The following is a 24,384-nucleotide window of genomic DNA, read 5'->3' on the forward strand; positions in this document are numbered from 1 at the left end:
CGGTCCCCGGGTAGCCTGACGGGATGAGCACGTCCGCGCCCCTTCCGCAGTTCGGCCGCTACGCCCCGCCCACACACACCCTGGTGCACGTGAGCGATCCGCACCTGCTCGCCGGCGGTGCCGCGCTCGGCGGCCGCTTCGACGTGGACCGTGCGCTCGAGCGCACGCTTGCCGCCATCGAGAGCGCGGCCGACCGTCCCGACGCGATCGTCGTGACGGGGGATCTGGCCGATCTCGGCGAGCCCGAGGCGTACCGTCGCCTCCGCACCGCGGTGGAGCCCGTGGCCGAACGACTCGGCGCACCCGTGATCTGGGTCGCCGGCAACCACGACGAGCGGCCCGCCCTGCGCGAGCATCTGCTCGACGAGCGCCCGACCGAGGAGCCGATCACCGGGGTGTGGGACCTGAACGGTCTGCGCGTGATCGCCCTGGACTCGACCGTGCCGGGCTGGCACCACGGCGACATCGACGCGCATCAGCGCGCCTGGCTCGCCGACCAGCTGCGCGAGCCCGCGCCGCACGGCACCCTGCTCGCCATGCACCACCCGCCGGTGCCCAGTCACGTCCCGCTCTTCGACATCCTCGAGCTGCGCCACCAGGACGAGCTCGCCGCGATCCTCCGCGGATCCGATGTCCGGGGGATCCTCGCCGGGCATCTGCACTACTCGCTGCACGCCACGTTCGCCGGGATCCCCGTGAGCGTCGCGTCGGCCACCTGCTACACGATGGACGTCGCGAGCCCCGCCGACCGCGTGAACGGGATGGATGCCGCGCAGTCGTTCCAGCTCGTGCACGTGCGCCCGGAGACGATCACGCACACGGTGGTCCCGGTGGTGGAGGCGGAGCCGGTGATGACGTTCAGCCCTGAATGGGTCGCCCGGATGGCCGCGCTGACCCCGGAGGGACGGCTGGAGGCGTTCTCCCGCAAGCCCGGACGGTGACCGCGCGGTGGCTAGGATGGAAGCATCCCCCTTCCCTGTCAGCCATCACCCACGAGGATGTGTCCATGGTCGCCGTTGCGCCTGCCGTCACCCGAACCGAAACCGACTCCCTGGGAAGCAAGGAGATACCCGCCGACGCGTACTGGGGGATCCACACGCTCCGCGCCGCCGAGAACTTCCCGATCACGAAGCGCCCCATCTCCGTCTACCCGGAGATGATCATCGCCCTCGCGATGGTCAAGCAGGCGAGCGCCCGGGCGAACAAGGAGATCGGTGTCCTCGACCCGGAGAAGGCCGATCTCATCGACGCCGCCGCGCAGAAGGTGATCGACGGCGAGTACCACGAGGAGTTTATCGTCGGCGTCATCCAGGGCGGCGCCGGCACCTCGACCAACATGAACGCGAACGAGGTCATCACCAACATCGCGCTCGAGATCGCCGGCCGGGCGAAGGGCGACTACGCCTTCCTGTCGCCGATCGACCACACCAACCGCAGCCAGTCCACGAACGACGTCTACCCGACCGCGATCAAGATCGGCCTGTCGCTGACCCTGCGCTCGATGCTCGACGAGCTCGACCACCTGCGTGTCGCATTCCTGGCCAAGGGGCGCGAGTTCCACGACGTGCTCAAGGTCGGCCGCACCCAGCTCCAGGACGCCGTGCCGATGACCCTCGGCCAGGAGTTCCACGGCTTCGGGGTGACTCTCGGCGAGGACCACGAGCGCCTCACCGAGAACGCCTCCCTCATGTTCGAGATCAACATGGGCGCCACGGCGATCGGCACCGGCATCACGACCCACCCCGCGTACGCCGCCGCCGTGCTGAGCCACCTGCGCGACATCACCGGCCTGGACCTGTCGACCGCGAGCGATCTCGTCGAGGCCACCAGCGACACCGGATCCTTCATGTCGTTCTCCTCGTCGCTCAAGCGCAACGCCATGAAGCTCTCCAAGATCTGCAACGACCTGCGTCTGCTCTCCTCCGGCCCGCAGGCCGGTCTCGGCGAGATCAACCTCCCGGCGATGCAGGCCGGCTCGAGCATCATGCCCGGCAAGGTCAACCCGGTGATCCCCGAGGTCGTCAACCAGGTGGCCTTCGCGGTCGCAGGATCCGACATGACCGTCACGATGGCGGCGGAGGCCGGTCAGCTGCAGCTGAACGCGTTCGAGCCCGTGATCGCGCACTCGATCTTCCAGTCGATCACCTGGATGCGCCAGGCGATGTGGACGCTGCGGGTGAACTGCGTGGACGGCATCACCGCCAACCGCGACCGTCTGGGCGCCATGGTCGGCTCCTCGGTCGGCGTGATCACCGCGCTCACCCCGTTCATCGGCTACTCCGCCTCGGCGGCCCTCGCCAAGACCGCGCTGCTGACCAACCGCAACGTCGCCGACCTCGTCGTCGAGGCGGGTCTGATGTCGCGCGAGGAGGTCACCAAGCAGCTGTCGCCGGCGCGCCTGTCCGGTCTCGAGGCGATCACCGCCGCGATCCCGGTCATCCCGCACAAGGACGTCGACGCCGGGGTCTGATCCCCTGCCCCCGGATGGCCCGTCGCTCCAGAGCGGCGGGCCATCCGTCGTCGATGGGGCATTCTCCCTATAGACGCTCAGGCAATTCACAGGATAGTGTCATCTCGGCATTTTCATTCGACAGGAGGACACCATGACCAACCAGGCTCCCGACGGCGTTCAGACGCCGGCCTACACCCCCGCTCCCGCGTCCGTCCCCGGCAAGACCCTCGGCATCGTCGCCCTCGTGCTGACGTTCGTCGTGTCGTCCCTGCTCGGCCTCATCCTCGGCTATGTCGCCCGCGGCCAGAGCCGCGCGGTCGGCTATGACAACACCCCCGCGAAGATCGCGATCATCGCGGGTTGGATCCTGACCGCGCTGGGCGTTCTCGTGGGCATCCTCGTCATCGTCAGCGTGATGATCGCGGCGAGCCAGGGCGCGGTCTCCGGCAGCTGAGCGCCCGCGCAGGGCGGAGGGGCCGGTCCGGGAGGGACCGGCCCCTCCGTCGTTCCCGGTCGTCGGGGATCCGGGTCGCCCGCGCGGCGGCACCAGGGCTGCGGCGAGCCCTAGTCTTCTCCTATGACCTTCGGAGGACACGACGACCCCGCGCAGCAGCGCCCCGGGTCGGCGCCCGGCGCGCCGCACGCAGCGCCGCAGTACGCGCAGGCGCCGCAGTACGTGCAGCCGCAGGCATATCCGCAGCCCGCCTCCACCCCGGCGTCGCCGGTGTACGGATCGGTGCTCGCGCAGCGCCCGGAGCACCACGCATCCGAGGCCTGGCACGAGTACCGTCCGCCGGCGCCTGTGGCCGCGGTTCCGGCCCTCCCCGTGCCGTCGACCAGGGGCCGGCACGCGTCCGTGTGGATCTTCGGCGTGCTCGGGTTCCTGCTGATCGGGCTCATCGCCTACTTCGTGTGGGCGCTCGGCGTCGCGGCATCCGGGATCGGCATGGTGCTCGCCCTCGTCCCGCTCACGATCGTGTTCTTCGGCGTGTTCTTCATCGACCGCTGGGAGCCGGAGCCCAGGTCGCTCGTGGCCTTCGCGATCGGATGGGGTGCGATCGCCTCGGTCGGGATCGCGCTGCTCGTCGATCTCGGCCTCACCCTCGTCTTCGGGCACCGGGACGACGCGCTGCAGGGCGTGATCCAGGCGCCGCTCGTGGAGGAGACGGCGAAGGGGTTCGGGGTGTTCCTCGTCTTCCTGATCGCGCGCCGCGCCTTCGACGGCCCGATCGACGGCGTCGTGTACGGCGCTCTGGTCGGCGCAGGGTTCGCGTTCACCGAGAACATCCAGTACTTCGCGGTCAACCTCATCGAGGGCGGCGCGGCGCAGCTCACAGTTACGTTCGTGATGCGAGGACTTCTCTCGCCGTTCGCGCACGCGATGTTCACGTCGGTCACCGGCGTCGCGATCGGTCTGGCGGCGCGGCGCGGAGCCTCCGCAGGCAGGGCGCTCGGCTTCGGTGCGATCGGCCTCGTCGGTGCGGTCGCGCTGCACGCGCTGTGGAACGGCTCCGCCACGTTCGGCAACTTCTTCGTCCTGTACCTGGTGCTGCAGGTGCCGCTGTTCGTCGGCTTCATCATCGGGGTGGTCCTGCTCCGCAAGGAGGAGGCGCGGCTCACGTTCGCGCGGCTCAGCGACTACGCGGCCGCGGGATGGTTCACCCCGCAGGAGGTCTCGATGCTCGCGACCGGCGCGGGCCGTCGCGCCGGCATGCAGTGGGCGGCGACGCTCCGCGGCGATCGGCGGCCGATCATGCGGGGGTTCATCAAGGACGCCACGACGCTGGCCGCGGTCCGTCAGCGGATCATCACCGGCCGGGACCCGCTCGCCGCGCAGGACGAGCAGACCCTGCTGCAGCGCACCCACGCGGCGCGCGACGCCCTGCTGTCGATCTGAGGCGCACAGGGGAGGTTTCGACCCGCGCCGCTTCGCGGTGCTCGCTCAACCTTGCTACGACGAAGGCTCAACCCCGCCTTCGGCGACATTGAGCCTTTGCGTAGCAAGACTCAGCGCCCGGGGCTGCGGCGATGCCTGCGAGTCCTACCGGGCGCTGAGTTGATCTTTGATCTGGTATCAGCCTGCACCCGGGCCGCGGGGATGTCAAGGATCCGCTCCGGGGATCCAGACGGATCGCGTCGTGTTCGCCCTCGGCACAGCCGCTCGCGTTGACCACCGCGGGCGGGGTCGGGTTGTATGGAGTCATGACTGAGCGCACCAAGCCCGAGTTCGACGCCCCCACCGGCCCCGCCCCCACGGAGCTCGTGATCCGCGACCTCATCGAGGGGACCGGCGACGAGGCCAAGCCCGGCGACACCGTGACCGTGCACTACGCGGGTGTCGAGCACGACTCCGGCGAGGAGTTCGACTCCTCCTGGGGTCGCGGCGAGACCATCCAGTTCCCGCTGCGCGGCCTGATCCAGGGCTGGCAGGAGGGCATCCCCGGCATGAAGGTCGGCGGACGCCGCGAGCTGACCATCCCGCCGCGCCTGGCCTACGGCCCTGCGGGTTCCGGCCACTTCCTCGGTGGCAAGACCCTCATCTTCATCATCGATCTCGTCGCCGTCGGCTGACGAACCGATCCCGAAGGCCCCGTCCGCGGACGGGGCCTTCGTCGTGTCGGGGAGGATCCCGAAAAAAGTTCGGCGAATCGGGAATGTATTCATGCGCATGTAAGTTGGATCATGATGTCGCCGCACGAGCGGTGGCCCCGAACTTCCCCACGAGGAGCAGACATGAGCATCGACGTCCCCGGTTACCGCGCTGGCACCTGGATCCTGGACCCGTCCCACAGCGAGGTCACCTTCAGCGTCCGCCACATGATGATCTCGAAGGTCCGCGGCACCTTCGGTGTGAAGAGCGCCACCCTGATCGCCCCGGAGAACCCGCTCGAGGCCCGCGTCGAGGCGAGCGTCGACGTCACCTCGCTCGACACCGGTGACGCCGGCCGCAACGGCCACCTGATGTCGGCCGATTTCTTCGACGCCGAGACCTACCCGACCATGGACTTCGCCTCGACCGGAGCCCGCATCGAGGGCGGCGACTTCTACGTGGACGGCGACCTCACCATCCACGGCGTGACCAAGCCGGTCACCTTCGAGCTCGACTTCGGCGGCTTCGGTGCCGACCCGCACGGCAACTACAAGGCCGGTGCCTCGGCGAAGGCCGTCATCAACCGCGAGGACTTCGGCCTCACCTGGAACGCCGCGCTCGAGACCGGTGGCGTGCTCGTCGGCAAGGACGTCACGATCACCCTCGACCTGCAGGGCGCGCTGCAGGCGTAAGCCTCAGGCTGTCCGAAGGGCGGGTGCTGCTGCGGCGGCGCCCGCCCTTCGTCGTCCCCGTCGGGCGCATGCGCATCGCGCGGGGCCGGGCTCCCGGTCGCGATCCGCTCAGGCGGCGGCGCCGAGCCGGGATCCGACCGCGCGCAGCGCGACGGTCGCCCAGGTGCGGAACGGCCGCCACGCCTCGGCGATCCGCTCCAGTTCCGCGTCGCCGGGGGAGTGGTCGAGGCCGTAGAGCTCCTGCACCGCCGCGCGGGTGTGATCCTCCTGCGTCGACAGCACGTCGGTGAAGCCGCACGCGCGGATCACGATCAGTGCGCTGTAGAACGGGCCGATCCCGGGAAGGCGCTGCGCGTCGAGCAGGGCCTCCTCGGGCGTCATCGCGGCGAGGCGGGAGACGTCGAGCTGCCCGTCGAGGGCGGCGCGGGCGATCGCGTGCAGGCGGGGGATCCGGTCGGCGGGCAGTCCCGGGAAGGCGTCGATGCGCAGCAGCTGCTCGGGCAGCGGCAGGGCGGCCTCGGTGCGTCCGGCGACGTCGAAGACCCTGCCGTGCTCCTGGGAGAGGCGCTGCCGCAGGGCGATGCCCTGGTGCCGCGCCCTGCGTGCGGAGAGCGTCGCCCACACGGCCGCCTCGTACGGACTGTAGAAGTTCGACGGCCGGAAGCCGGGGGCGGCGGCGTGCACCCGTGCGAGCACCGGATCCGCAGCGCACACGGCCGCCCATGCATCGCCGTCGTGATCCGCCGAGACGACCCGGGCGACCTGCGCCGCGATCGCGTCGAGATCCCCCGCGCCCTGAACGGTCAGCGCGAGGGCGTCCCCCTGCTGGCGCACCTCGACGCCGACCTGCTCATCCAGCGCGTCGGTGCAGAACGCCAGCCTCATGACGCCGTCGAAGGAGGACTCGTCGCGGTGGCCGAACCCCATGAGTGCGACCTCGCGGAGGTCGTACGGCCCGATGAGGGGCAGCGTGGTCGTGCGGGCGGTGGTGCTCATGCGCTCACTCTGCCCCGGGCCACCGACATCGCATCGGCGGAAGCTGTTCCGTCGTCGGAAAACGGAGAGCGAGTCGGCGTGTCGGGCGCTCCGCGCCCGGCGACGCGCCGAGGCGGGTCCGTCGGCTCTCCGTTTTCCGACCGGGCGGCGACGAGCGACGGCGCGCTGCAACGGCGCGCTGCGACGGCGCGGGGCCGAGCGACAGTGCGTGGCGAGCCGCGCTCAGGGCTCGGGATGATCGGCGTCGTACGTGCGGAAGCGCGGGCTCATCCGCACGAACAGCGCCACCAGGGCGATCACCAGCAGTCCGCCGAGCAGTGGCGGGAACCAGAGCGCGGTGAACGACGCCAGCGCGCCCGCGTACAGCGCGCCCAGCCGCGGCCCGCCGGCCACGACGATGATGAAGACGCCCTGCAGGCGGCCGCGCATGGCGTCCGGCACCGCGGCCTGCATCATCGTGTTGCGGTAGATCGAGCTGACGTTGTCGGCCGCGCCGGACAGCGCGAGCGCGACGCAGGCGAGGGCGATCAGCAGCACGTCCGGGGAGGATGCCGTCGCCGAGCTCGACCCGACGCCGGTGAGCAGCACCGCACCGAACAGGACGATCACGCCGCCGTACGCCTGCACGGCCCAGGCGATGCCGCGTCCGTGCCAGCGGTAGTGCACGATCCGCCCGGAGAACAGACTGGACAGGAACGTCCCCGCCGCGACGGCGGCGGTGAGCAGGCCGGTCGTCACCGCCCCGCCGCCCAGGATCACCGTGCCGAGCGCCGGGAACAGCACGAGCGGCTGGCCGAACGTCATGGCGCAGATGTCCAGGACGTACTGCATCCGGATGTTGCCCGCCCGGCGCAGGAACCGCGCCCCGTCGACGAGCGAGGCGAGCCCGGGCCGCACGATCTCGCCCTCCGGCCGCAGTGCCGGCAGCGTCCACAGTCCGAGGAACATCGACAGCATCAGGACGACGTCGATCGTGTAGGTCCAGCCGTAGCCGGTGAGGGCGACGAGCAGGCCCGCCAGCGCGGGGCCGACCATCACGGTCATGCCGAAGGCGACGCCGTTCAGGGCGGACGCGGGGGCGAGCATCTCCCGGGGGAGCAGTCGCGGCACGATCGCGGTCCGGGTGGCCATGCCGACCGAGTTCGCCGCCGCGACGATCATGCTGAGCGCGTACAGCCACCAGATCGTCACGGTGTGCGTCCACGTGAGTGCGACCAGCGACCCGGTCGCGACGAACGCCACGACGGCGGCGATGAGCGCGACGCGACGGCGGTCGAAGGCGTCCGCGAGCATGCCGCCGTAGAGGCCGGCGAGGATCATCGGAACCAGCCCTGCCACGGCGATCATGGACACCGCGAACGTGCTCCCGGTCAGGAAGAAGACGTGGAGCATGACGGTGACCACCGTGAGCTGCCCGCCGATGCCGCTGAGGGTGGATCCGATCCACATCCGGGCGAACGCGGGACTCTGCCGCAACGGTCTCAGGTCGATCAGGTGGCCCACCCGTCGAGCGTATCGGTGCGGAAACGGGCGGGATCCCGGGCGGCGCGGGAACGCTGCAGGGACTGATAGACTTGTGCGGTTGCCGTTCGATCGGCCGCGGAGAAAGAGAGCCCACGCATCCGGCGTCGGGCACCGCGCAGCAAAGAGGAAGGGGATCACCTATGGCACTGGATGCAGACGTCAAGAAGGCGATCATCGAAGAGTACGCGACGCACCCCGGTGACACCGGATCCCCCGAGGTGCAGGTTGCGATGCTGACGCAGCGCATCAAGGACCTCACCGAGCACCTCAAGGAGCACAAGCACGACCACCACTCGCGTCGTGGCCTGTTCCTGCTCGTCGGTCAGCGCCGTCGTCTGCTCGGCTACCTCCAGGACATCGACATCGAGCGGTACCGCTCGCTGATCGAGCGTCTCGGTCTCCGCCGCTAAGCAGAGCAACCCAGCGTTCAATCGCGCAGAACATTCTTGCGAGGGCCGTCCCAGGTGTGGGGCGGCCCTCGGTCGTTCCCCGGACCGTTCCGCTCCTGTCACCGGTGCTCCGCGGGGGAAGCCCAGGGGCGGCGCGTCCGCGCGGACAGCAGCGCCCCGGGGCCTCCTGCAGCAGGACGCCCCGGGGCAGCGCGGTGACCGCGCGCGACCTCAGCGCGCGACGAGCGACACCGGGCGGCGCCGGATCACCAGCGCCACGACCGCGCTCAGGGAGGCGCCGCACAGGGCCATGAGCACGAGCGTCGCCGTCCAGGCCCCGGTGGCGTCGTGCACGACGCCGAAGAGCAGGCTGCCGCCGCCCGCGACGATGTAGCCGACGCCCTGCGCGATCGCGCTGAGCAGGCCGGCCGACGGCGCGTCGGCGGCGAGGCTGACGAGCAGGCCCATCGCGAGGCCGAAGCCCGCGTTCTGGGCGATCCCGAGGATCGTGACGATCGCCACGTCGGATCCGGCGTCGAACGCGAACCACGCGAAGCTCGCGCCCATGACGATCCCGAGTCCCGGACCGAACCAGGTGAGGATCCGCCGGCGTCGCGCGATCACCGGCGCGACGAGCGTCGGGATCAGGCCGATCAGGCTGAACCAGCCGAGCAGCAGGCCCGCGACGGCGCGGTTCTCTCCGTGCGAGGCCAGCATCAGCGGCAGCCAGGTGGTCACCGCGAAGTACAGCAGCGCCTGCAGCGAGAAGACGGCGGTCATGATGATCATCGTGAGCCGGTTGCCGCCGTCGATCACGATGCGCGGCGGACGCTGGCCGGGGGAGCGGTCGCCGCGTCCGATCGGGATCATCGCCAGGGCGGCGAGCACGGCCAGCAGGGCCCAGGCCGCGAGGGCGGGGGCCACGCCGCCGAGCATGCTGTCGAGGGGGACGGCGAACCCGGCGCCGAGCGCGGCGCCGACGCCGAACGACATGCTGCTCAGGCCCACCCACAGACCGCTCGCGTCGAGCGACTTCAGGTACGGCGGGAGCAGGGTCGCGGCCACCATGATCGCGGCGCCGGCGAGGAAGGTCCCCGGCAGCAGCATCCAGCCGGCGAGCACGCGCGTCACCAGGGCCACGGCGAGCACGGCCATCGCGACGAGGAGGCTCCGGGAGGTGCCGATCCGGCGTGAGAGCATGGGCCCGAGGGGAGCGGTGAGCCCGAAGGCGATCACCGGCAGGGTGGCGAGCAGGCTCCGCTCCACGCCGGTCAGCGCGAAGGCACGCGTGGCCTGGTCGAGCAGGGTGGAGACGGAGGTGATCGCGGGACGCAGGTTGATGCCGACAAGAAGCGCCGCGCCGAGCGCGAAGGCTCGGGCGGCGCTTCCGGTCCGATCAGACTGCGAGGACACGAAGTCCGTCGGCGACGACCCGTCCGTCGTGGATGACCGTGCGGTCGGTGCCGCGGTCCATGACGGCGCTGGTCGGGGTCTGGCCGTCGACGAGCACGAGGTCGGCGCGGTCGCCCACGGCGGTGCCGGGACGGTCGTTCACGCCGGCGAGACGCGGCACGTCGTGCGACATGATGCTGGCGCCGCCCATGGTCGCGATCGCGAGGCACATCTGGATGTGGTCGTCACGACGGAAGTTGTTCGTGAACGCCAGCTGCCAGGTCCGGTCGAGCAGGTCGCAGTTGCCGTAGGGGCTCCAGTAGTCACGCTGACCGTCCTCGCCGAGGCCGAAGCGGACGCCCGCCTCGACGAGCTCGACCAGGGACAGCTGGTTGCGCGCGGCCGGGGCGACGCTCGCCATGGCGATGTCCAGCTCGGCGAACTGCTCGATGAGGCGACGGCTGGTCGCCTCGTTCACGCCGCCCAGCTCGTAGGCGTGCGACATCGTGACCTTGCCCTGCATGCCGAGAGCGCGCACGCGCTCGAGCACGAGCTCGGTGCTGAACACGCCCAGGTGGCCCGGCTCGTGCAGGTGGATGTCGATCTCGACCTGGTACTTCTCGGCGAGGCCGAATACGACGTCGAGGTGCTTGACCGGGTCGCGGTCGAGCTGCGACGGGTCGATGCCGCCCATGACGTCCGCGCCCTGCTTGAGGGACTCCTCGAGGTACTCGACGGTGCCCTCCTCGAGGAGGATGCCGGCCTGCGGGAAGGTCATGACCTGCACCTCGGCCTGGTTCTGGAACTTCTCCTTCGCGGCCATGACCGAGTCGAACTTCTCCAGCTTGCAGTCCACGTCGACCTGGGCGTAGGTGCGCACGCGGGTGGTGCCGCGGGCGATCATCCGCTCGAGCGTGCCGGCGACGATGTCGGCGTGCGGCACGTCGGTGTTGCGCCAGTTGAGGCGGTCGTTCATCATCATCGCCCAGACGCCCGGAGCGCCGGTGTGCTCGCGGAACGGCAGGCCGATGCGGCTGGAGTCCAGGTGCACGTGCACGTCGCTGAACGAGGGCAGCAGCAGACGGCCGCGGCCGTCCACGTCGCCTTCCGCGAGAGGAGAGGAGGCGTCGTGCGCGCGGATCGCGGAGATGCGTCCGTCCTCGATCACGACATCGGAGGCGTCTGCGCCCCAGGGGCGGACGTCACGAATCAGCATGGATCTTCCTCTCATCGGGGGTGCTCGCGGCGAATGCCGCGGCCTCGGGCAGGTGGTGGCAGGCGGCGGCACCGGTGGGCACCAGCTCCACGCACATCTTCCTCTTCTCCTCGGGCAGGAGCGGGACAACGGGGCAGCGAGTGCGGAACACGCACCCGGAGGGCGGGTTCGACGGGTGCGGCAGGTCGCCGGTGAGGCGGATCCGTCCACTGCGATCGGCGTGCGGATCCGGGGAGGGGACCGACGACAGCAGCGACTGCGTGTACGGGTGCCGCGGCGCGTCGAAGACCTCGTCGCGGGTGCCGAACTCCATGATCTTGCCGAGGTACATCACGGCCACGTCGTCGGCGAAGTGCTTCACGACGGACAGGTCGTGCGCGATGAACACGTACGAGATCCCCATGTCGGCCTGGATGTCCTGCAGCAGGTTGATCACCTGCGCCTGCACGGACACGTCGAGCGCCGAGACCGGCTCGTCGCAGATCACCACGTCCGGGTCCAGGGCGAGGGCGCGTGCGATGCCGACGCGCTGCTTCTGGCCCCCGGAGAACTCGTGCGGGAAGCGGTTGTAGTGCTCCGGCCGCAGGCCCACCCGGTCCATGAGCGACTGCACGCGGACCTTCATGCCCTCCTTGGGCGTGATCTTCTGCGCCCGCAGCGGCGCGGCGATCGCGGCACCCACGCTCTGGCGCGGGTTCAGCGAGGAGGCCGGGTTCTGGAAGACCATCTGCACGCGGCGGCGGAAGTCCTGCAGCTGGGAGCCCTTGAGCCCGGCGATCTCCTGGCCTTCGAGCTTGATGCTGCCGGCGGTCGGGGAGAGCAGGCGCATCAGCAGACGGCCGGTGGTGGACTTGCCGCAGCCGGACTCGCCGACCAGGCCCAGGGTCTTGCCGCGCTGGAGCGAGAACGAGACGCCGTCGACGGCGCGCACGTTGCTCTTCGGCTGGAAGACGCCCTTGGAGACGGAGAAGTGCTTGGTCAGGCCCTCGACCTGCAGCAGCGTTTCGCTCATCGTGCGGCCTCCATCGTGGCGGCCTCGGACGTGCCGAGGCTCTCGGAAAGGTGGCAGCGGGACCGGTGGTCGCCGGCACCGTGCAGCGGCGGGCGCTGCGTGAAGCACCGGTCGTCCGGGACGAGGTGCCGCACCGGGCAGCGCTCGGCGAACAGGCAGCCCTGCGGCAGGTTCAGCAGCGACGGGGGGAAGCCGGGGATCGGGGTGAGCCGGCCGGCCTCGTCCGCCATCGACGGCATCGACGCGAGGAGCCCCTTCGTGTAGGGGTGCGCCGTGTGGTCGAACGCGTCCACCACATCGGCCTGCTCCACGCACTGGCCGCCGTACATCACGACGACGCGCTTGCACACCTCGGCGACCACGCCGAGGTCGTGCGTGACGTAGATGACCGCGGATCCGGTCTCCTGCTGCAGCGACGAGATCAGGTCGAGGATCTGCGCCTGCACGGTCACGTCGAGCGCGGTGGTCGGCTCGTCGGCGATGAGCAGCTCGGGCTCGCAGATCAGCGCCATCGCGATCATCGCGCGCTGACGCATGCCGCCGGAGAACTCGTGCGGGAAGGAGTCGTAGCGCGACACCGGGTCGGGGATGCCCACGCGCGCGAGCATGTCGATGGCCTGGGCCTTCGCCGCCTTCGCGCTGACCTTGTTGTGCACCCGGTAGGCCTCGGAGATCTGCTTGCCGACCGTGTAGAACGGGTGCATCGCGGAGAGCGGGTCCTGGAAGATCATGCCGATCTTGCGGCCGCGGTAGGGGCGCATCTCGTTCTCGGTGAGCGGCACCAGGTCGGTGCCCTCGAACAGGATCTGGCCGCTGATCTGCGCGCTCGTGCCCTTGAGCAGGCCCATCAGGGTCTGGCTGGTCACGGTCTTGCCGGATCCGGACTCGCCGACGATGCCGATGGTCTCGCCGCGGTCCAGGCGCAGGTCCATCCCGTTGACCGCATGCACGATGCCGTCGTCGGTGGGGAAGTCGACGCGCAGGTCGCGGATGTCGAGGAAGGCGGAGGTCATCAGTTGATCCTCACTCTCGGGTCGATCGCCGCATAGACGAGGTCGACCACGACGTTGGCGGTGATGATGAAGAAGGCCGCGAGCATGGTGATCGCCATGGTCACGGGCAGGTCGCCCGCGACAGCGGCGTGCACCGCGGTGAATCCGAGGCCGGGGACCGAGAAGATCTGCTCGGTGAGCACCGCGCCGCCGAGCAGGCCGCCGATGTCCAGGCCGAGCATGGTCACGATCGGGGTCATGCCCGCGCGCACGCCGTGGCGGAACACGATCTCGCCGCGATTGAGGCCCTTGGCGCGCGCGGTGCGCATGAAGTCCTCGCCGAACGTCTCGATCATGTTGTTGCGCGTGACGCGGATGTACTGGGCGCTGAACAGCACGGCGATCGCCACCCAGGGAAGCAGGTAGTTGAGGATCCACGCGCCGGGCCCTGCGGGGCCGAACGGGTTGTTGATCTGGTTGCTGGTGAACGGCAGCAGGTGCAGCGTGCTCACGAAGACGAGCAGGAGAAGCAGTCCGGTGACCGGGATCGGCAGCGAGACGCCGACCGAGGCGGCGCCGACGATGAGCTTGTCGGCGGGCTTGCCCTTGCGCAGGGCCGCCGTCAGGCCGAGGCCCACGCCGACGAGGGTCCACAGGACCACCGCGCCGACGGCGATGGACAGCGTGTAGGGGAGAGCGCGGGCGATGATGTCCGTGACGTTCTCGTTGGTCTGGAACGACTTGCCCAGGCACGGCCAGGCGCACAGCTGCTCCGCGCCGGGGGCGCCGATCATGCGCTGCCCGAAGAATCCGGACAGGTACGAGAAGTACTGGAGGAAGAAGGGCTTGTCCATGCCCAGCGCGATGCGCGCCTGCTCGATGCGCTCGGGCGTGCACTCCTGGCCGCAGGCGGCGGCGGCCGGATCGGCGGGGCCGATCTGGAAGAGCGCGAACGTGGCGAAGCTCACGACGATGAGCAGGATGACAAGGGCTGCCACCCGGCGGAGGAGGAATCCGAACATTGCTGTCCCGTGCGGGGCCGGCCGGCTCGGCCGGCCGGCCCCGTCCTTTCAGAGGTGCGGAGGCGTCAGTGCTCGACGCCGACGATGGACAGGTCGATGCTTCCGAAGAAGTACCCCACCTGCGCGTTGCGGACCTTGGAGCCCACGACGCTCGAGGTGTACGTGCGGATCAGCGGGACCATGGGGTACTGCTCCATGACCTTGTTGTAGAGCTGAGTCCACTGCTTGTTCAGGTCGGCGGAGGAGCCGTTCGTGTTGCGCAGCTTGTACATCTGGCCGGACAGGTTGGCGTCGTAGAACCGCGGGATGTTGCTGAACCCGTAGGTCTTGCCGTCCAGGCTCGGGCCGAGGTTCGGGTCGACCGTGGTGCGGGTCGAACCGGACGCGGCGCCACCGCACCAGCCGGAGCGGGCGATGTCGGGCATCTGGTCGCCGGCGAGCGTGGTGTAGTAGTTCGGCGACGGGATCGCGACGAGCTGCAGGTCGATGCCCAGCTCCTTGAAGTTCTGCTGCAGAACGGTGCCGAGGTTCTTGAAGCGCTCGGTCGCGTTCGCGTAGCCGTAGGTCAGCGTCTTCGGGACGGTCTTGCCCTGGAGCAGCTTCTTGGCCTCAGCGAGCTTCGGCTTGCCGGTCGGGTCGATGTCGATCGTCGGTGGGATCCAGCCGACCTGCGCGTCGTTCAGGTACGAGTTGGTCAGCTTGCCGAAGCGCTTGCCGCCGTACTGCACCTGGATGGCCGCACGGTCCATCGCCAGGGCGAGCGCGTGGCGCACGTCGGGGTCGGTGATGGTGGTCGTGTTGAGGTCGAGCACGTCGGTGCAGCCGAGCAGGCCGGCGGCCGTGCGCGGCGCGATGGTCTGGTCCGCCAGACGAGACGCGTCGGAAGCCTGCAGGGCGCCGTTCGAGTCCAGCGTGATCGCGGTCGGGTCGGAGTCGCTCAGCAGCTGCTGGCTGATCGTCGCCTGCGCGGTGGACAGCGAGAACGTGAACGTGTCCGGCAGAGCCGTGCGGTTCGGGTCGGTCTTCGCGTCCCAGTTGGGGTTGCGCACGAGCTTCAGCTGGCGACCGCGGTCGTAGCTGGAGATCATGTACGGGCCCGAGGCGATCGGGTGGTTGGTGTAGTCGAGCTTCGTGTCCTTCGCCTGCGGCACGGGCGCGCTGTTGGAGCGCGACGCGAGCGAGGGGAAGTCCGGGTACGGCTGCTTCAGGTGGAAGATGATCGTCTTCGCGTTCGGGGTCTCGATCGCGGAGAGGTCGCCACCGGAGTACGGGCCCTTGTAGGTGTCCGCGGCGAGGACCGCGTCCAGCTCCTGCGGGGCCTGCGTGTACACGTCGCGCGCGAAGGTGCGCTCGATGCCGTACTTGATGTCGGCCGAGGTGATCGGTGAGCCGTCCTCGTACTTCAGGCCGTCCTGGAGCGTGTACGTCCAGGTGAGGCCGTCCGAGGAGACCTTGCCGAGGTCGGTGGCGAGGTCGGGGACGATCTTCGGCGGCTGGCCGGCGGTCTCCTTCGCCATGGTCAGGGTGCGGTAGTACAGCTGGCCGACGTTCGCGGTCTGCACGTAGTTGCTGTTGCCCGGGTCGAGCGTCTGGAAGTCGCTCGACATCAGCACGTTGACGTTGCCGCCCTTGGTGCTGAAGCCGTTCTTGACGACCTTCGGGGCGTACGGGTTGTTGGCGCTCGGGGCACCGGTCGTGGATCCGCTCGGGGCGGTTCCGGCCGAGCAGCCGGTCACGACGAGCGCGACCGCCACGACCGAGGCCGCGAGCAGTGGACGACTGTGTCTCATGTTTTCTCTTTCGCTGTGATGGGAAGGGACGTTCGGGGGAAGACGGGGCGCCGGATCGGCGGCGCAAGGCGGATCAGCGGCGCGCGGCGGATCAGCTGCGCGAGGCCTTCGGGTCCAGCGCGTCGCGCACGGCGTCGCCGAGCAGGTTGAACGCGAGGACCGTGACCACCAGCGCGAAACCGGGCACGATGAGGAACCACGGGTCGACCAGGTACCAGTTGCCCGACTGCGCGGCGTTGAGCATCTGTCCCCACGACGGCGTCGGGTCCTTGACGCCGACGCCGAGGAACGAGAGCGCGGCCTCGGCCGAGATGTTCGTCGGGATCAGCATGGTCGCGTAGACGAGGACGACGCCGGAGACGTTCGGGATGACCTGGGTGAACAGGATCGTGCGCTTGGAGGCGCCGTAGGAGCGGGCGGCCTCGATGTACTCCTGCTCGCGGATGCTGAGCACCTGGCCGCGTACGACGCGGGCGAGATACGCCCAGCCGAAGAACCCCAGGATGATCACGAGCGAGGCGATGGGCACGAAACTGCCCGTGCCGAGGGGGGTGTTCCTCAGGCGCGACTGCAGGATCGGCGTGAGCGAGAGCACCAGGAGCAGGTGCGGGAACGCGAGGAACAGGTCGATGATGCGGCTGATCACCATGTCGACCTTGCCGCCGAAGTAGCCGGCGGCCGCGCCCATGACCGTGCCGAGAACGACCGACACGAGCGTGGACAGCAGCGCGATCAGCAGCGACACCTGCGCGCCGAAGGCGAGGCGCGCGAACAGGTCGCGACCGAGGCCGGGCTCGACGCCGAGCCAGTGCGCGCCCGACGGGAACATGAACTGCGGCAGCGGGAGGCCCGGGGTGTTGAAATCGTCCAGCGTGTCCGGACCCGTGTGCGTGGTGAACGGGCTCTGGCCCTCGATCGCGGTGAGCACCGGCGCGAGGAGCGCGAACAGGATGATCGCGATCACGACGCCGAAGGACACCAGCGCGATCTTGCTGCGTCGGATCCGCAGCCAGGCCGTGCCGAGCAGGGAGCGCCCGGTTGCGATCTTCGGGGTGGTCGTCACGGCCTCGGTGGAGGGGGCCGTCGTCAGGGTGTCCGTCACGATCTTCCTTGATGGTCGGGGACGGGGATGTTTCGAATTGTATACCAAGATGGGAGTCACACAACGCAACAAACCCCCCTCACCCCACTCCCGTCCTCATCGACGGCAGGCGTCATCACTGCTTTCATACCGGTTTTCCGCTGTTTTCGTGCTTCTCCGGTTGTCAAGAGAAGATTCTTCGGTCTTGCTCAGCGGGTTCCCGGGGGATAGCTTTTTGGATACCAATCTCACTCTCGATCGGAAGATTCCCGTGCGCACGCTGATCACCGCCGACCACGTCCTCGCCTTCGACGGCACCTCCCACACCGAGCTCCGCGACGGCGCGGTGCTCGTGGAGGGCGACCTGATCGCGTATGTCGGGCCCCGCTCGGAGGCTCCCCGGGACGCCGACGAGACCGTCGAGCTCGGCGAGAGCCTGCTCATGCCGGGACTCATCGACCTGGACGCGCTGACCGACGTCGACCACCTGATCCTGGACTCCTGGTCGACGGCCGAGGAGGCCCGCCGGCTGCAGTGGTCCGCCGACTACTTCGACCGCCGCCGGCACGTCTTCAGCGAACAGGAGCGCCGCCGGATCTGCGAGATCGGACTCGTCCAGCTCGCCCTGCACGGCATCACCAGCTACATGCCGATCGCCTCCGAGGTGCACTCCGCCTGGGCCGAGTCGGCCGAGGACTTCCTCGCCATGGCGGAGTTCTCCCGCACGATCGGCCTGCGCGGCTTCCTCGGCCCGTCCTACCGCTCGGGCGTGAACGTGGTGCGCGACGGCGCGCGCGACGTGCTCTTCGACGAGGCCGAGGGTGTGACCGGGCTCGCCGAGGCGATCCGCTTCCACGACACCGTGCGCGACTGGGGCGACGACCTGCTGACGCCCGTGTTCCTGCCCTGCCGCATCGAGACGCTCACCCCCGAGCTGCTCTCCGCGACCGCGCAGGCGGCGCGCGAGCGCGGCGCCCTCGTGCGCCTGCACGCGCTGCAGGGCGAGTTCGAGCGCGACTGGATCATCAGGACCTACGGCGTGACCCCCCTCGAGCTCATCGAGCGCGAGGGGCTGCTCGACGACCGGCTGATCGTCCCGCACGGCGTCTTCCTCGACGTCAACCCGCGGGTGTGGGGCGAGGACCGCGGCGACCTGGCGACGCTCGTCGACGCCGGCGTCTCGATCGTGCACTGCCCGCTCACCAACGCCCGCTACGGTTCCGAGCTGGAGACCTTCGCCCGCTACCGCGACGCGGGGCTCAACATCTCCCTCGGCACCGACTCGTTCCCGCCGGACCTGATCCGCGGCATCGACACCGGCGTCTCGGTCGCGAAGGTGCAGAATCGCAGTCTCGCCGCCGGCGACCTCGCCGGCTACATCGAGGCGGCGACCCTGGGCGGCGCCCGGGCCCTGCACCGCCCCGACCTCGGCCGCATCGCCGAGGGCGCCTCCGCGGATCTCACCGCGTTCCGGATCTCCGATGTGCGCTTCGGCCCGATCGAGGACCCGGTGCGCAACCTCGTGCTCGCCGGGAGTGCGCGTGACGCGTGCCTGACGATGGTCGCCGGCCGCGCCGTGATGCGCGACGGGCGGATCGAGGGCGTCGACCTGCAGGCGATCAAGGACGATTCGCAGCGGATCTTCGAGAAGATGCGCGCGGCCTATGATGAGCGCGACTTCATCGGCGGCGATGCGCTGTTCCCGCCGGTCTTCCCGGCCGTAGTCTGAGAAGGGGTATGCGATGACGATCACTCTTGACGGAGACCGCCATGCGCTCGCCGACCGCGTCTATCGGGACCTCCTCCGCTCGATCATCGAGGGGGAGGCCAAACCGGGCGCGTGGCTGAAGGAGCGGGAGCTCTCCGAGCGCTTCGCGGTGTCCCGGATCCCGGTCCGGCAGGCGCTGCAGCGGCTCGAGGCCGAGGGGTTCGTGTCCACGTCGCCGCACCGGGGCGCGAACGTGACGCCGATCACCCGGGCCGACATCCACGACCTCTTCGACACCCGGTTGTGCTTCGAGCCGTTCGCGGCGCAGCGCGCCGCGGAGCGGGTGCTCGCCGGGCTGGAGACGGTCGACCACCTCCGCGAGCTGCACGTGGCGGCCTCGGTTGCGGATCCCGACGCCGGCCGTGCGGCCAGCCTCGACTTCCATGCCGAGATCGTGCGACTCAGCGGAAGCCGGCTGCTGCTGCGGAGCCTCGGCCCGCTGATCGGCAGGATGGAATGGCTGTTCCGGCTCACCAGGGACACCCGCGAGCGGCAGCAGAACGACGAGCACATCGACCTGGTCGAGTCGATCGCGGCGGGACGGGGGCTCCTCGCCGCCGCCCAGATGTACGCGCACATCGACATGAGCCGCGGCCCCGTGCTCGCGCAGCTCGAGGGCGTGCTGGACGACTGAGGCGCACCGCCACGCCCCGCCCCGAACCCGGCGGGTTCCGACGGTGGTCGTGGCGTCCGCCGTCGGGGGCGGTCAGACCGTCGCGCCGACCAGGTCGGAGTGGTGGATCGCGGCGACGTCGGGGTGCGCCCGCAGGCGTGACTTGAGCGCGTTCTCGCCGTAGAGCGCGTGGATCGGGTTCGCCGGATCCCTGGTCACGCCGCGCGCCTGCGCGGCGAGCTCGGCGGGCAGCTCGATGAGCGGCAGGCGCTTGTCGAGTGCGGGGTTGAAGAAGAACGGGATCGAGATGCGCTCGTCCGGGGCCTTCGGCGAGACGACCCGGTGGTTCGTCGCCTTGAGGTAGCCGTCGGTGGCGTACTCGAGCAGTTCGCCGATGTTGACGACGAACGCGCCATCGACCGGGGGAGCGTCGACCCATTCCCCGTCCCGCTCGACCTGCAGCCCGCCCTTGCCCGGCTCGACCCAGAGCAGGGTGAGCACGCCCGAGTCCTTGTGCGCGCCGACGCCCTGCTGCGGCTCGGGCTCGTGCGTGCCCGGATAGCGGACGATCTTGATCAGCGTGGACGGATCGCCGAAGTTCACCTCGAAGTACGACTCGTCGGCGCCGAGGGCCAGCGCCCACGCGCGCAGCAGCCTGCGCGCCACGCCGGACAGGTGCGCATGCCACTCCGTGACGATCTCGCGCAGCTCCGGCTGAGCGGTCGGCCACAGGTTCGGGCCGATGAGGCGGGTGTACGCCGCGCCGCCCTCGACCGCCTCGCGCTCCGGGCCGATGTCGATCTGCTCACGCCAGTCGACCTTCCCCTGCGTGCGCTCCCCGCCGATCCGGGTGTACCCGCGGAAGTGCGGGCTCTTCACGTTCTCGATCGAGAGCTTGTCGGCCTCCGGCAGCGCGAAGAAGTCCTTCGCCGCCCGGTGCAGACGCGCCTCCAGCTCGGGGGTGACCCCGGTCCCGGTGAGGTAGAAGAAGCCGACGTCGTGCGTCGCCGCGCGCAGCTCGTCGCGGAACCGCGCGGCGGCCTCGTCGCCGGCGTCGAGCTGGGACAGGTCGAGGATCGGGAGGTTCAGAGCAGCCATGAGGCGAGGCTAGGACGCCGATCGCGGGACCGGATCGTTTGTTGCCGAGGATTACCGGGCGCGGATCCGTCGAGGGAACGCAGGATCGAGCCGCTCCGAGGCGTGTGCAAGGATAGGTGAGGTTTGCCTAACCAAACTTCTTCCGTGCAAGGGATCCGCTGTGCTCGCCACCTTCCTGATCGGCCTCCGCGAGGGCCTCGAGGCCGCGCTCGTCGTCGGCATCCTCGTCGCCTACCTCACGCGCCTCGACCGCCGCGACGTGCTGCCGCGGATGTGGGCCGGCGTCGGTGCCGCGGTCCTGCTCGCCCTCGTGATCGGTGCGGCGCTGACCTTCGGCGCCTACGCGCTGACCTTCCAGGGCCAGGAGATCATCGGCGGCACGCTGTCGCTCGTCACGGTCGCCATGGTCACCTGGATGATCTTCTGGATGCGCAGGGCCGGCCGCACCATGAAGGCCGCGCTGCGGGGCGGTGTGGATCGGGCGCTCGCCACGGGAACGGTGTGGGCGCTCGTGCTCGTGGGCTTCGTGTCGGTCGCCCGCGAGGGGATCGAGACCACCCTGCTGCTGTGGTCCATGGTGCAATCGTTCGGCGACGCGCCCTCGGCGATCCTCGGCGCCGCGCTCGGCCTCGCCGTGGCCGTGCTGGCCGGCTGGCTGCTCGCACGCGGCGCCGTGCGCCTTGACCTCTCCCGGTTCTTCACCTGGACCGGCGGCTTCCTCGTGATCGTCGCCGGCGGTGTCCTCGCCTACGCTCTGAGCGACCTGCAGGAGGCCGGGGTGCTGCCCGGCCCGTTCACCGCCGTCGCGCCGCTCGATGCGCACGGGAGCGTGCTCATCGGCCTCGCCGGGCTCCCGTTCGGCTGGGCGTTCGACCTCACCGCCACGATCCGCCCCGACAGCGCGCTCGCCGTTCTGCTGCAGGCCACGGTCGGCTTCCTGCCGCGGATGAGCTGGCTGCAGGTGATCGCCTGGGCGCTCTACCTCGTGATCGTCGGCGCGCTGTTCGTCCGCGGGCTGCGCCGGTCGAGCGTCACCCGCCGCCCGGCCACCCGGCCCGCCGGATCCTCCCGTCCCTCGACTCCGGCGGCGCACGTCGCCGCCGTTCCCGCGACCGTCTCGTCCACTCCCGAAGGAGCATCATGACCCTCGCCCGCCGTTCGCTCACCGTCGTCGGCGCCGCTGCGGCGCTCGGCCTCGCCCTCACCGGCTGCGTCGCCAAGGCCGACGTTGCCGCGGCCGGACGCCTCACCGTCTCGTCCACGGCCGACGCGTGCACGGTGTCCGCCCACACCGCGACGAGCGGCACGCTCGCGTTCGACGTCACCAACAAGGGCGCGGAGGTGACCGAGTTCTACCTGCTCGCCCAGGACGGCGTGCGGATCGTGGGCGAGGTCGAGAACGTCGCCCCCGGCGCCTCCCGCACCCTCACCGTGGTCGCCCAGCCCGGCGAGTACTTCACCGTCTGCAAGCCCGGCATGATCGGCGACGGCGTCGGCAGGACCGGCTTCTCGGTGAGCGGCGACAAGGTCGCGGTGAAGGGCGGCGACGCCGCGCAGAAGACCAAGGCCGTGGCGCTCTACGCCGCGTTCGTGAAGGACCAGGTCGGGCAGCTGCTGCCGGCCGCGAAGACCTTCGCGCAGGCCTACCGCACCGGCGACGACGCGACGGCCAAGGCGCAGTTCTCCGTCGTGCGGTCGTACTACGAGCGGATCGAGCCCGTCGCCGACAAGCTCGGCACGCTCGACCCGCGCCTGGACTACCGCGAGCTCGACGCGAAGGCGGAGGGGCTGGACTGGACCGGGTTCCACCGGATCGAGAAGGACCTGTGGGTTCCCGCCGCGGGTGCGCTGAACTCGGACGGGGCCACCCCGGCCGACAAGGACTGGTCGCCGTCCACCTCGGCCGAGCGCGGAGCCTACGCCGACAGGCTCGTCGCCGACCTGCAGGAGCTCTACGGCCACGTGCACGCCGACGCCTTCCTGAAGGATCTCGAAGCGCAGGGCGTCGCCGGCATCTCGAACGGCGCGATCTCGCTGCTCGACGAGGTCGCGAACGGCAAGATCACCGGCGAGGAGGACTGGTGGTCCGGCACGGATCTGTCCGACTTCGCGGCGAACGTCGAAGGATCCAAGATGTCCTTCTCGCTCGTGCGGGACTTCGCCGACAGCAAGGGCGCCGAGGGCCGGAAGCTCGTCTCGCAGATCGACCGCGGCTTCTCGGCGCTCGAGGCCGAGCTCGCCGTGCACGGATCCCTCGACGCCGGCTTCGCTCCCTACTCGACCGTGACCGCCCCGCAGAAGCGCGACCTCACCGATCTGCTGAACGCGCTCGCAGAGCCGCTCTCCAAGCTCACCGGAACGATCCTCAGCCGATGACCCTCCCCGAGACGGCCCCCGCGGGTGCGGAGCCCGCCGACGCCTCCGCGCCCACGGCCGCGGCCTCGCCCGACCGCACCGGGATCAGCCGCCGTGGCCTGATCGGCTGGGCGGTCGGCAGCGGCGTCGCCGGTCTCGCCGTCGGCGCCGGGGCGGCTGCGGCCGGTGCCGGGATCCTCCGCGGAGCGGCGCCCCCGGACGAGTTCGCGTTCGAGGGTGCGCATCAGGCCGGCATCACCACGCGGGTGCAGGACCATCTGCACTTCGCGAGCTTCGACATGATGCCGCGCGCGCGTCGGGACGACCTCGTGTCGCTGCTGCAGGACTGGAGTCACGCCGCCGCGCGCATGGTGACCGGGCTCGACGTCAGCGCCTCCGGCGCGGTCGGCGGGCCCTCGGAGGCCCCGCCCGACGACTCGGGCGAGGCGCAGGGCCTCGGCGCCACCGGTCTCACGATCACGTTCGGGCTCGGTCCCGGCCTGTTCGACGCGGACGGCGACCGGTTCGGGATCGCGCACCGGCGCCCCGCCGCGCTGGCGCCGCTGCCGGCGTTCGTCGGCGATGCCCTCGATGAGGCGTACACCGGCGGGGACCTCTGCATCCAGGCCTGCGCGGACGATCCGCAGGTCGCCGTGCACGCGGTCCGCAACCTCAGCCGGATCGCGTTCGGCCGGGCCCGTCTGCGCTGGTCGCAGCTCGGCTTCGGGCGGACATCCCGTACCTCGGCAGAGCAGCAGACCCCGCGGAACCTCTTCGGATTCAAGGACGGCACGGCGAACATCCTCGGCGACGACGCCGAGGCCCTCGACGCGCACGTCTGGGCCGGCGGGGGCGGCGAGCAGGCGTGGATGGCCGGCGGTTCGTACCTCGTCGCGCGCAAGATCGCCATGCACATCGAGACCTGGGATCGGCTGCGGCTGAGCGAGCAGGACCGCACGATCGGCCGGGCCAAGGGCACGGGGGCGCCGCTCTCCGGCGGCGACGAGTTCGCCGAGCCGTCCTTCCACGGCGGTGCGATCGATGCGAACGCGCACGTCCGGCTCGCGCATCCGACGGTGAACGACGGCGTACGGATCCTGCGCCGCGGCTACAACTACGTCGATGGCAACAACGGCCTGGGCAAGCTCGACGCAGGCCTCTTCTTCCTGTCGTATCAGCGGACGCCCGCGCAGTTCATCGGCATCCAGAAGCGCCTCGCGACCGACCTGATGAGCGAGTACGTCACGCACGTCGGATCCGGGGTCTGGGCGATCCCGCCGGGTGCGCAGAAGGGTTCCTACGTCGGCGCGGGCCTGTTCTCCTAGCCGTCGGCGCGCGCGATCGGGGGTTCACTCGTCTTCTCCGCGCCGTCCGGGAATACTTCTGGGGGACGGCTGTTGAA

22 protein-coding genes are annotated in these 24,384 nt (G+C 70.2%); 12 read left to right on the forward strand and 10 right to left on the reverse strand.

The features are described from left to right. Positions 1-23 precede the first annotated feature (23 nt). The 6 genes from RBR11_RS00525 (at position 24) to RBR11_RS00550 (ending at position 5,734) form a co-directional block, all read left to right on the forward strand. A complete protein-coding gene (locus tag RBR11_RS00525) occupies positions 24-941 on the forward strand; it encodes a metallophosphoesterase (RefSeq protein ID WP_308487337.1) in 918 nt (305 codons plus the stop codon). 65 nt (positions 942-1,006) lie between these two features. Beyond that, positions 1,007-2,470: an aspartate ammonia-lyase gene (locus RBR11_RS00530; RefSeq protein ID WP_308487338.1), complete on the forward strand. Its 1,464-nt coding sequence runs from the start codon at positions 1,007-1,009 to the stop codon at positions 2,468-2,470. Positions 2,471-2,603: 133 nt separating this feature from the next. After that, the gene (locus tag RBR11_RS00535; RefSeq protein ID WP_308487339.1) at positions 2,604-2,906 is read left to right on the forward strand and encodes a hypothetical protein; all 303 of its coding nucleotides are present in this window, start codon (positions 2,604-2,606) and stop codon (positions 2,904-2,906) included. A gap of 123 nt (positions 2,907-3,029) precedes the next feature. Further along, the gene (locus RBR11_RS00540; RefSeq protein WP_308487340.1) at positions 3,030-4,349 is read left to right on the forward strand and encodes a PrsW family intramembrane metalloprotease; all 1,320 of its coding nucleotides are present in this window, start codon (positions 3,030-3,032) and stop codon (positions 4,347-4,349) included. A gap of 305 nt (positions 4,350-4,654) precedes the next feature. Continuing rightward, positions 4,655-5,023: an FKBP-type peptidyl-prolyl cis-trans isomerase gene (locus RBR11_RS00545; RefSeq protein ID WP_308487341.1), complete on the forward strand. Its 369-nt coding sequence runs from the start codon at positions 4,655-4,657 to the stop codon at positions 5,021-5,023. Between the two features lie 162 nt (positions 5,024-5,185). Continuing rightward, a complete protein-coding gene (locus RBR11_RS00550) occupies positions 5,186-5,734 on the forward strand; it encodes a YceI family protein (RefSeq protein ID WP_308487342.1) in 549 nt (182 codons plus the stop codon). A gap of 108 nt (positions 5,735-5,842) precedes the next feature. On the opposite strand, the gene RBR11_RS00555 is transcribed toward RBR11_RS00550, so the two are convergent. Both RBR11_RS00555 and RBR11_RS00560 read right to left on the reverse strand, forming a co-directional pair. Beyond that, positions 5,843-6,730, reverse strand: a complete 888-nt coding sequence (locus tag RBR11_RS00555) for a DNA-3-methyladenine glycosylase family protein (protein ID WP_308487343.1) — start codon at positions 6,728-6,730, stop codon at positions 5,843-5,845. Between the two features lie 222 nt (positions 6,731-6,952). Continuing rightward, a complete protein-coding gene (locus RBR11_RS00560; RefSeq protein WP_373889760.1) occupies positions 6,953-8,179 on the reverse strand; it encodes an MFS transporter in 1,227 nt (408 codons plus the stop codon). Between the two features lie 215 nt (positions 8,180-8,394). Here RBR11_RS00560 and rpsO point away from each other — a divergent pair, with 215 nt between their 5' ends. Next, positions 8,395-8,664 carry a 30S ribosomal protein S15 gene (gene rpsO, locus RBR11_RS00565; RefSeq protein ID WP_029145701.1) on the forward strand — a complete coding sequence of 90 codons (270 nt, stop codon included), beginning with the start codon at positions 8,395-8,397 and terminating at the stop codon, positions 8,662-8,664. Between the two features lie 210 nt (positions 8,665-8,874). Here the strand turns inward: rpsO and RBR11_RS00570 are convergent, their stop codons facing one another. From RBR11_RS00570 to RBR11_RS00600, 7 genes are all read right to left on the reverse strand, one after another. Further along, positions 8,875-10,056 (reverse strand): MFS transporter, encoded by a 1,182-nt coding sequence (locus RBR11_RS00570; RefSeq protein WP_308487345.1) that lies wholly within the window; start codon positions 10,054-10,056, stop codon positions 8,875-8,877. After that, positions 10,040-11,251, reverse strand: coding sequence for an amidohydrolase family protein (locus RBR11_RS00575; protein ID WP_308487346.1), 1,212 nt, complete (start codon positions 11,249-11,251; stop codon positions 10,040-10,042). The genes RBR11_RS00570 and RBR11_RS00575 overlap by 17 nt, the downstream gene beginning before the upstream one ends. Continuing rightward, complete coding sequence (locus RBR11_RS00580; protein WP_308487347.1) at positions 11,238-12,263, reverse strand: ABC transporter ATP-binding protein; 1,026 nt, start codon at positions 12,261-12,263, stop codon at positions 11,238-11,240. The genes RBR11_RS00575 and RBR11_RS00580 overlap by 14 nt, the downstream gene beginning before the upstream one ends. Then, positions 12,260-13,276: an ABC transporter ATP-binding protein gene (locus tag RBR11_RS00585; RefSeq protein WP_308487348.1), complete on the reverse strand. Its 1,017-nt coding sequence runs from the start codon at positions 13,274-13,276 to the stop codon at positions 12,260-12,262. The genes RBR11_RS00580 and RBR11_RS00585 overlap by 4 nt, the downstream gene beginning before the upstream one ends. Next, positions 13,276-14,277: an ABC transporter permease gene (locus RBR11_RS00590; protein WP_308487349.1), complete on the reverse strand. Its 1,002-nt coding sequence runs from the start codon at positions 14,275-14,277 to the stop codon at positions 13,276-13,278. The genes RBR11_RS00585 and RBR11_RS00590 overlap by 1 nt, the downstream gene beginning before the upstream one ends. A 65-nt stretch (positions 14,278-14,342) precedes the next feature. After that, positions 14,343-16,067 carry an ABC transporter substrate-binding protein gene (locus RBR11_RS00595; RefSeq protein ID WP_308487350.1) on the reverse strand — a complete coding sequence of 575 codons (1,725 nt, stop codon included), beginning with the start codon at positions 16,065-16,067 and terminating at the stop codon, positions 14,343-14,345. A gap of 91 nt (positions 16,068-16,158) precedes the next feature. Next, positions 16,159-17,169, reverse strand: coding sequence for an ABC transporter permease (locus RBR11_RS00600; RefSeq protein ID WP_308487351.1), 1,011 nt, complete (start codon positions 17,167-17,169; stop codon positions 16,159-16,161). A gap of 250 nt (positions 17,170-17,419) precedes the next feature. Here RBR11_RS00600 and RBR11_RS00605 point away from each other — a divergent pair, with 250 nt between their 5' ends. Together RBR11_RS00605 and RBR11_RS00610 are read left to right on the forward strand one after the other, a co-directional pair. Further along, entirely contained in the window at positions 17,420-18,877 is a 1,458-nt protein-coding gene (locus RBR11_RS00605; protein WP_308487352.1) for a chlorohydrolase family protein, read from the forward strand. Between the two features lie 13 nt (positions 18,878-18,890). After that, positions 18,891-19,550 (forward strand): GntR family transcriptional regulator, encoded by a 660-nt coding sequence (locus tag RBR11_RS00610; RefSeq protein WP_308487353.1) that lies wholly within the window; start codon positions 18,891-18,893, stop codon positions 19,548-19,550. A gap of 72 nt (positions 19,551-19,622) precedes the next feature. On the opposite strand, the gene RBR11_RS00615 is transcribed toward RBR11_RS00610, so the two are convergent. Next, positions 19,623-20,627 carry an isopenicillin N synthase family dioxygenase gene (locus tag RBR11_RS00615; RefSeq protein ID WP_308487354.1) on the reverse strand — a complete coding sequence of 335 codons (1,005 nt, stop codon included), beginning with the start codon at positions 20,625-20,627 and terminating at the stop codon, positions 19,623-19,625. Positions 20,628-20,787: 160 nt separating this feature from the next. Here RBR11_RS00615 and efeU point away from each other — a divergent pair, with 160 nt between their 5' ends. Genes efeU through efeB form a run of 3 tightly spaced genes read left to right on the forward strand, consistent with a single transcriptional unit; the run spans position 20,788 to position 24,307 of the window. Further along, positions 20,788-21,771, forward strand: a complete 984-nt coding sequence (efeU, locus tag RBR11_RS00620; protein WP_308487355.1) for an iron uptake transporter permease EfeU — start codon at positions 20,788-20,790, stop codon at positions 21,769-21,771. Then, a complete protein-coding gene (gene efeO / locus RBR11_RS00625) occupies positions 21,768-23,003 on the forward strand; it encodes an iron uptake system protein EfeO (RefSeq protein WP_308487357.1) in 1,236 nt (411 codons plus the stop codon). The genes efeU and efeO overlap by 4 nt, the downstream gene beginning before the upstream one ends. After that, positions 23,000-24,307: an iron uptake transporter deferrochelatase/peroxidase subunit gene (gene efeB / locus RBR11_RS00630; RefSeq protein ID WP_308487358.1), complete on the forward strand. Its 1,308-nt coding sequence runs from the start codon at positions 23,000-23,002 to the stop codon at positions 24,305-24,307. The genes efeO and efeB overlap by 4 nt, the downstream gene beginning before the upstream one ends. Positions 24,308-24,384: the final 77 nt, after the last annotated feature.

It is taken from the genome of Microbacterium capsulatum (assembly GCF_030865425.1).
Classification (GTDB): Bacteria; Actinomycetota; Actinomycetes; order Actinomycetales; family Microbacteriaceae; genus Microbacterium; species Microbacterium capsulatum.

What these genes read in the sequence shown, in the direction of transcription:
- RBR11_RS00550 (WP_308487342.1), top strand. Translation starts at nt 5,186, where the DNA reads ATGAGCATCGACGTCCCCGGTTACCGCGCTGGCACCTGGATCCTGGAC.
- RBR11_RS00530 (WP_308487338.1), top strand. Translation starts at nt 1,007, where the DNA reads ATGGTCGCCGTTGCGCCTGCCGTCACCCGAACCGAAACCGACTCCCTG.
- RBR11_RS00535 (WP_308487339.1), top strand. Translation starts at nt 2,604, where the DNA reads ATGACCAACCAGGCTCCCGACGGCGTTCAGACGCCGGCCTACACCCCC.
- RBR11_RS00545 (WP_308487341.1), top strand. Translation starts at nt 4,655, where the DNA reads ATGACTGAGCGCACCAAGCCCGAGTTCGACGCCCCCACCGGCCCCGCC.
- RBR11_RS00555 (WP_308487343.1), bottom strand. Translation starts at nt 6,730, where the DNA reads ATGAGCACCACCGCCCGCACGACCACGCTGCCCCTCATCGGGCCGTAC.
- RBR11_RS00540 (WP_308487340.1), top strand. Translation starts at nt 3,030, where the DNA reads ATGACCTTCGGAGGACACGACGACCCCGCGCAGCAGCGCCCCGGGTCG.
- RBR11_RS00595 (WP_308487350.1), bottom strand. Translation starts at nt 16,067, where the DNA reads ATGAGACACAGTCGTCCACTGCTCGCGGCCTCGGTCGTGGCGGTCGCG.
- RBR11_RS00580 (WP_308487347.1), bottom strand. Translation starts at nt 12,263, where the DNA reads ATGAGCGAAACGCTGCTGCAGGTCGAGGGCCTGACCAAGCACTTCTCC.
- RBR11_RS00575 (WP_308487346.1), bottom strand. Translation starts at nt 11,251, where the DNA reads ATGCTGATTCGTGACGTCCGCCCCTGGGGCGCAGACGCCTCCGATGTC.
- RBR11_RS00610 (WP_308487353.1), top strand. Translation starts at nt 18,891, where the DNA reads ATGACGATCACTCTTGACGGAGACCGCCATGCGCTCGCCGACCGCGTC.
- efeO (WP_308487357.1), top strand. Translation starts at nt 21,768, where the DNA reads ATGACCCTCGCCCGCCGTTCGCTCACCGTCGTCGGCGCCGCTGCGGCG.
- RBR11_RS00615 (WP_308487354.1), bottom strand. Translation starts at nt 20,627, where the DNA reads ATGGCTGCTCTGAACCTCCCGATCCTCGACCTGTCCCAGCTCGACGCC.
- RBR11_RS00560 (WP_373889760.1), bottom strand. Translation starts at nt 8,179, where the DNA reads ATGTGGATCGGATCCACCCTCAGCGGCATCGGCGGGCAGCTCACGGTG.
- RBR11_RS00585 (WP_308487348.1), bottom strand. Translation starts at nt 13,276, where the DNA reads ATGACCTCCGCCTTCCTCGACATCCGCGACCTGCGCGTCGACTTCCCC.
- efeB (WP_308487358.1), top strand. Translation starts at nt 23,000, where the DNA reads ATGACCCTCCCCGAGACGGCCCCCGCGGGTGCGGAGCCCGCCGACGCC.
- RBR11_RS00525 (WP_308487337.1), top strand. Translation starts at nt 24, where the DNA reads ATGAGCACGTCCGCGCCCCTTCCGCAGTTCGGCCGCTACGCCCCGCCC.
- RBR11_RS00590 (WP_308487349.1), bottom strand. Translation starts at nt 14,277, where the DNA reads ATGTTCGGATTCCTCCTCCGCCGGGTGGCAGCCCTTGTCATCCTGCTC.
- rpsO (WP_029145701.1), top strand. Translation starts at nt 8,395, where the DNA reads ATGGCACTGGATGCAGACGTCAAGAAGGCGATCATCGAAGAGTACGCG.